This is a genomic window from Microcoleus sp. F10-B2 (assembly GCF_036704965.1).
In the GTDB taxonomy this organism is placed as follows: Bacteria; Cyanobacteriota; Cyanobacteriia; order Cyanobacteriales; family Microcoleaceae; genus Microcoleus.
In genome coordinates, this window is sequence record NZ_JAUBTB010000176.1 from 1 (window position 1) to 6,028 (window position 6,028).

The window sequence follows — 6,028 nt, forward strand, 5'->3', positions numbered from 1 at the left end:
CCATCAAAATCTCAAAAATCATTTTCGGGTTCCCTCTCGTATTTTTGCCCGTATCATACCGTAATTCAGCAACGCCGGTTATTTTAACCTAATTTTGATTTTCCTACACAATTTAAATAGGAATTTTTGACAGCAACAACGCGAATTCTGCGGTAATCTGCAATCCAATTACCATCACGATAGTGTGTCGATCGCAAACGCTGTTCAACGGAGTTAATTACCTGCGATCGCACATTATCGGACAACCCCGACAAAAACCCGCCAGCAAACATTTCAATCCAATTTACCATACCCGCACTGCCACCTTCTAGGGGAGTCGGGCGATCGAACAAAACCGCATAACCCACATCAAATCCCTGCTTTTCCAAAAGCCCAGCATACTCGCCAATACTCGGAAAATACCAAGGATTAAGCGCTTCAGGCTCCTGGCAGCCAATTTCTGACAAAACACTCAAAAGTGCCCGGACGATCGCCCCCACGTTCCCCTTACCGCCAAACTCAGCCACAAAACGCCCTCCCGGCTTCAGCGCTTTTCCCACACAATTAATCACAGCATCCGGCTGTTTAATCCAGTGCAAAACCGCATTAGAAAACACAGCATCTAACGGAGATTCTACTTGAAAATTACTAGCATCCGCTGCTGCGAATTTGATGTGAGGATAGTTAACTTTTGCCGTAGAAATCATCGACAAAGATGAATCAATACCTTGCACAAAAGCACCGCTTTGAGCAATCTTTTCAGTTAACTGTCCCGTACCGCAGCCCAAATCCAGAATTTGTTCACCAACCTTCGGAGCGAGTAACTCCAAAAGTGATTCGCCGTACTGCCAAACAAAAGCATGATTTTGCTCGTAAAGAGCTGAATTCCAATAAGTTTCTGACATCTCTTCTCTTCTTTCCTCTTCTCTTTTCTCTTTTCTTCTCTTCGCGTTCTTCCCGTCTTCGCGGTTCGTTATTAAATTATTTGCCAGCAAGGAGACCAATTCCATCCCCATCAATACGGCAAACCCTAATATTTTCTAAAATCCGCGCTCCCTGCTTTTCATAAAAAGCAATTCCCGGTGCATTGCCAGTATTAACAGTCCATTCAATCCGCCCGCAATTTGTGGACTCAGCAATTTTTGCCAAATACTTTAACAGCGCTGTACCGACTCCCATACCGCGCATAGGAGCTTGCACAAATAAATCATCAAGCCAAAGGCACGGCTGCGTCAATAAACTTGAATAGGAGGAATAAAAAAGAGCAAATCCTACCGCTTTTCCCGCAATTTCAGCTAACAATACCCGCACTAGCGGAGGCTGAAAAAAAAACGTTTGCTGCAATTTATCTGCTGTTGCCACCAACAAATTTTTACATCCATCAAACTCGCTTTTTTGCGAAATAAAGTCCACGATTAATTCCAAATCTGCCAGATTTGCTTCTCTAATTTTGATATCCAAATTAGCCATTGTTTAATTCTCAACTTTGCCTATTAATCACTGTATGAAATGTATTCATGAATGTCCAATATATGTTTAGATAATAATTTAGACTTTTAAAATATCAATGATTGGGGAGCTATGGAACTTCGGCATTTGCGTTATTTCATTGCAGTTGCAGAGGAACTGAATTTCACTCGGGCAGCCGAAAAACTGCATATTGCCCAACCTCCGCTGAGCCAACAAATCCAGCATTTGGAGGCAGAGTTGGGGTTTCAACTGTTTCGCCGCACCAAGCGGACGGTGCAGTTAACGGCAGCGGGACAGGTTTTTTTCGAGGAGGCAGGGAAAATTCTGCAGCAAGTCGATCGAGCAATTCAACTCGGCCGACAAACCAGTCGGGGCGAACTCGGAAAATTGACGGTCGGCTTTGTGAGTTCTGCAGCACACAACGTGGTTCCAGCGATTTTGCAGGCTTTTCGCACTAGGTGTCCCGCCGTCAAATTGGAACTGCACGAACTGACGACAAACGAACAGTTGCAGCGGCTGCGGTTCGGGCAAATTGATATCGGCTTCGTGCGTCCTCCGGTTGAGGAAGAGGGGATAAATTCTGAAATCGTTTTTCGAGAATCGCTGATGGTGGCACTGCCAGAAACTCATCCGGCGGGCGATCGCGCGAAGGTAGAATTGCGCGAACTCTCTACCGAACCGTTCATTTTATTTCCGCGCTCCCAGGCTCCGGGATTGTACGATGCGATCGTCAGTCTTTGTCAGCTTGCTGGTTTTAGCCCGATCGCAGCTCAAGAAGCAATTCAAATGCAGACAATTGTGAGTCTGGTAGCCGCCGAGATGGGAGTGGCGATCGTCCCGGCGTCGATGCAAAATTTCCAGCGCAGGGGGGTTGTTTACAAAGCGCTGCCAGAATCAACCTCCATTGTGGCGATCGCCCTAATTTGGCGCAGCGATCCCACGGCGGCGGTGCAGCGGTTTTTGGAAGTTGCCAGAGTGCAGCAGCGAATTTGAGATTTGAGATTGTAAATCTTAGATTGACTGGTAATTTGACAAAGTTATTAAAACTCAAAGATTTTCTGTGCAACAACACCCGTAGAATGATTAATTGATGCTCCAAGTTCGAGCAACTACCGCCGTAAAAGTCGGCACCATCCGACCCGAACGGCTCAGAATATCCCACGTAACTATTCAGTACAAGAGAGCAAGGGATGGTATTGGCAACAGAAATGGGTTCGTCCCAACCGGAATCCTCTTTCGATTTATCTGCTTATCTAGCCAAGCGCAAAGAGGCGATCGAGGTAGCTCTCGACAGTGCACTGCCGGTCATCTACCCAGAGACAATTTACGAAGCAATGCGCTACTCGCTGCTAGCGGGGGGCAAGCGCCTGCGTCCGATCCTGTGTCTGGCTAGCTGCGAACTGGCTGGCGGCACTATATCTATGGCAATGCCGACAGCTTGCGCTGTGGAAATGATCCACACGATGTCGCTGATTCACGACGATTTGCCGGCAATGGACAATGACGACTACCGGCGCGGCCAACTGACGAACCACAAAGTCTACGGCGAAAATATTGCCGTTTTGGCTGGCGATGGTTTGTTGAGCTATGCCTTTGAATTGATCGCCACTAAAACTGAGAACGTACCCCCCCAGCAGGTGTTGCAGGCGATCGCCCATTTAGCGCGGGCATCGGGCGCTCCTGGACTCGTAAGCGGTCAGGTGGTTGACTTGGAATCGGAAGGAAAGACAGGTGTTTCTCTGGAAACTTTGAATTATATTCACGCTCACAAAACAGGCGCGCTGTTAGAGGCCTGCGTAGTTTGTGGGGCAATTCTGGCTGGGGCCTCGGCTGCGGATTTGCAGCGGATGTATCGTTTCGCTCAAAATATTGGGCTGGCTTTCCAGATCGTTGACGACATTCTGGATATTACTGCTACCCAAGAAGAACTGGGCAAAACTGCTGGCAAAGATGTTCAAGCAGGAAAAGTCACTTATCCGAGTTTGTGGGGAATTGAGGAGTCTCGGCGTCAAGCTTCGCAGCTTGTTGCTGATGCTAAGGCTCAATTGGCGGTATTTGGAAGCAAAGCCATACCGCTGCTGGCGATCGCCGATTTTATTACCAGCCGCAGTAACTAGAAATATCAAACACTATGCAGGAAATTTGCAGCGGCGTATTAAACAATCATGTACTGGTAGTTGCTTTGATCGCTTGTCTGGCGGCTCAGATCATTAAGCTGCCGATCGAGTTGGTCAAAAATCGCAAGTTTAATCTTCAGTATTTGGTAACAACGGGGGGAATGCCAAGCGCTCACTCGTCTTTTGTCGGCGCTTTGGCTGCTGGAGTCGGACAAACGATGGGATGGGAAAGTCCGGACTTTGCGATCGCTGCGATCTTTGCAATTATTGTAATGTACGACGCAGCAGGCGTCCGCCAAGCAGCAGGCAAGCAAGCTCGCATCCTCAACCAAATTATTGACGAGTTTTTTGAGGAAGATCACAACCTGAATGAGGCTCGCCTCAAAGAGTTGCTGGGACACACTCCTTTTCAAGTGCTCGTCGGTTTGGGGCTGGGAATCACTATTGCTTGGATCGCAGGACCTGCATATTAGTTAACAGTTAACTGTTGACTGTTAACTGTTGACTGTTGACTGTTAATTAATCACTACTGACCGAATTCTGCTTGCAGCAGGTCGTCGTTGTCATCGGCGATCGTGGCGACAATAGTAATAACTCGAGAAATTTCCCCGGCCGAGATTTCGGCGATCGTCCGAGTCGATATTACCGCAACTTGATTGTCAACAATCGCAAAATGAGATTCCAAAGTAGACAGCCAATTCATTTCTAGGATTTTCCGCATTAATTGAGCTTCATTCTTCGCCGGCAACTGCAGTACAAAAGCCCAAACAGTCAAAGTATCATCTTCAGTTTCGCCCGTAAGTTGTACGAACACTTCAACGCTGCCGTACTTAAACTTCCAAAGATGCCCGCCAGCTTCATTTTGACCGACCATCACTTTTTGGTCTACAGCCATGCTGGCGATGACAGTTTCAATTTCTTCTGCATAGGTGACGGCTGTGGCTTTTTCGACCTGCTCGGAGGCGATCGCGCTTTCACTCGATTGGCTTTCTGCGGAAGCTGTTTGTAGGTTCGGCTCGCTGGTAGTCATAGTTATGATTTGACGGAAAGTCTTCCACTAATCAGTTTACTTCCTACAGGTTGAGATTGTAGATTTTAAATCTTGGATTTGTCCAAAATCTCAACTATACAATGCCAGCCATTCGGGGATTAGCAAGAGAAAGGAAATCGGTTTTCAACCGCCTCTGGTTCCCGTTCACCTTTAGGACTTACAAAAAGAAACCCGGTTTCTCACAAAAATATCGGGCCCCTCAACGAAGCAGCCAAGAAGAAACCGGGTTTATACTGCCCCCGCAGACAATTGCTCACCTGTATTTAAGCCTTGGGCTTAGCCGCCGGCTTCTTCTCAATGGTTTTCATGCCGTTGAGGAACATCGGCACAAATTTCTCCACAAATGCCTGCGGGTCGCGGTTCCAGGCCCGCTGAGCGACATCGACTCTGGTCATTTGCAGATCCGGGGCCAGCAGGGTTCTGGGCAAGCGTTCCATCAAGTATTGCGGGCGTTCCCACATCGGCATGGTGTTGGCAATATCTACCAGGCGGGTAACGCGGCGGAGTTCTGCCCCCAGCATGATATCCATTCCCGATTCAAATGCTGCTTGTTCGATCGCCGCGTACTTGCGCTTTGCCTGTTCCACCTTTTGGCGGTGTTCCGGGCTTTTGTCGGCGATTTGGGCCAGCCAGCGGTTGCCCCAGCGGACGTGACCAGCTTCTTCGGGAAAAATCTGTTCGATAGTTTCGCGGATTTTGACGTTTTCTGCGGTTTGGGGAGCCTGTTTGAGGGCGTGGATGTGCGCGCCGAAATACTCGCATCCTCGCTTCTCGGTGACGTTAATCGCGGCTAGAGAAGAAATTACAAAATCTTCGCGGTCTTTGGCGGGGTCTTGTTGTTCGCTGTCATACAACCTTTCAAATTCGTCAATGTAGGAGACTCCCGGCGGCGTTCCCACATTTTGGCCCAAGTCTACCAGGAGGTCGGTGAGCCACATGGCGTGCCGCGCTTCGTCGGAAATGTGCCGGGAGAGGTCGCGCACGAGTTGGGCCGGGTTGCCGTCGAGCCGTTCGATTAAGTCCGTGAGGTCTTTGCAACTGCGCTGTTCGCTGTAGCGGTAGCGGTTGAGGGTGATCAGGTGAATTTCGCGATCGCGCACTACTTGAGCTAATATCTCGCGCGCTCCCATTGCGTTGCGCAGCTTCCGGGGATAGGCAACAGTCATGTTTTATGTTGTTTTGTAAAGATACTTGTATAAGTGTAACGCAGTTTTTGCGACAACCAATTACCTCGCAAGGGTGAAAGTTGTTGTTAGTTCGGAGATTCAATTTTATACAGAGAAAGTTTTTACTAGCTCAACCAACGAAAATAGTTTGGAGTAGGGAGTCATACCATTTTAGATTTTAGATTTTAGATTTTAGATTTTAGATTTTAGATTTTAGATTTTAGATTTTAGATTTTAGATTTTAG

7 protein-coding genes are annotated in these 6,028 nt (G+C 47.9%); 3 read left to right on the plus strand and 4 right to left on the minus strand.

The window, feature by feature from the left end:
• Nucleotides 1-83 precede the first annotated feature (83 nt).
• Both QUA99_RS32030 and QUA99_RS32035 read right to left on the minus strand, forming a co-directional pair.
• A complete protein-coding gene (locus QUA99_RS32030) occupies nt 84-884 on the minus strand; it encodes a methyltransferase domain-containing protein (RefSeq protein WP_333245413.1) in 801 nt (266 codons plus the stop codon).
• 76 nt (nt 885-960) lie between these two features.
• Nucleotides 961-1,449, minus strand: a complete 489-nt coding sequence (locus QUA99_RS32035) for a GNAT family N-acetyltransferase (protein WP_333245416.1) — start codon at nt 1,447-1,449, stop codon at nt 961-963.
• Nucleotides 1,450-1,560: 111 nt separating this feature from the next.
• On the opposite strand from QUA99_RS32035, the gene QUA99_RS32040 reads away from it, so the two are divergent.
• The 3 genes from QUA99_RS32040 to QUA99_RS32050 all read left to right on the plus strand — a co-directional run bounded on the left by QUA99_RS32040 (nt 1,561) and on the right by QUA99_RS32050 (nt 4,039).
• Nucleotides 1,561-2,442, plus strand: coding sequence for a LysR family transcriptional regulator (locus QUA99_RS32040; RefSeq protein ID WP_333245419.1), 882 nt, complete (start codon nt 1,561-1,563; stop codon nt 2,440-2,442).
• Nucleotides 2,443-2,639: 197 nt separating this feature from the next.
• Nucleotides 2,640-3,566 (plus strand): geranylgeranyl diphosphate synthase CrtE, encoded by a 927-nt coding sequence (gene crtE / locus QUA99_RS32045; protein ID WP_333245422.1) that lies wholly within the window; start codon nt 2,640-2,642, stop codon nt 3,564-3,566.
• A 14-nt stretch (nt 3,567-3,580) separates the two neighbouring features.
• A complete protein-coding gene (locus QUA99_RS32050) occupies nt 3,581-4,039 on the plus strand; it encodes a divergent PAP2 family protein (RefSeq protein ID WP_333245425.1) in 459 nt (152 codons plus the stop codon).
• Nucleotides 4,040-4,092: 53 nt separating this feature from the next.
• Here the strand turns inward: QUA99_RS32050 and QUA99_RS32055 are convergent, their stop codons facing one another.
• Complete coding sequence (locus QUA99_RS32055) at nt 4,093-4,596, minus strand: YbjN domain-containing protein (RefSeq protein ID WP_333245428.1); 504 nt, start codon at nt 4,594-4,596, stop codon at nt 4,093-4,095.
• Between the two features lie 284 nt (nt 4,597-4,880).
• Complete coding sequence (locus QUA99_RS32060; RefSeq protein ID WP_333245432.1) at nt 4,881-5,783, minus strand: ferritin-like domain-containing protein; 903 nt, start codon at nt 5,781-5,783, stop codon at nt 4,881-4,883.
• Nucleotides 5,784-6,028: the final 245 nt, after the last annotated feature.

Bases quoted from the DNA above. Each gene is read 5' to 3' on its own strand.
- QUA99_RS32030 (WP_333245413.1), bottom strand. From the start codon at position 884: ATGTCAGAAACTTATTGGAATTCAGCTCTTTACGAGCAAAATCATGCT.
- QUA99_RS32035 (WP_333245416.1), bottom strand. From the start codon at position 1,449: ATGGCTAATTTGGATATCAAAATTAGAGAAGCAAATCTGGCAGATTTG.
- QUA99_RS32040 (WP_333245419.1), top strand. From the start codon at position 1,561: ATGGAACTTCGGCATTTGCGTTATTTCATTGCAGTTGCAGAGGAACTG.
- crtE (WP_333245422.1), top strand. From the start codon at position 2,640: ATGGTATTGGCAACAGAAATGGGTTCGTCCCAACCGGAATCCTCTTTC.
- QUA99_RS32050 (WP_333245425.1), top strand. From the start codon at position 3,581: ATGCAGGAAATTTGCAGCGGCGTATTAAACAATCATGTACTGGTAGTT.
- QUA99_RS32055 (WP_333245428.1), bottom strand. From the start codon at position 4,596: ATGACTACCAGCGAGCCGAACCTACAAACAGCTTCCGCAGAAAGCCAA.
- QUA99_RS32060 (WP_333245432.1), bottom strand. From the start codon at position 5,783: ATGACTGTTGCCTATCCCCGGAAGCTGCGCAACGCAATGGGAGCGCGC.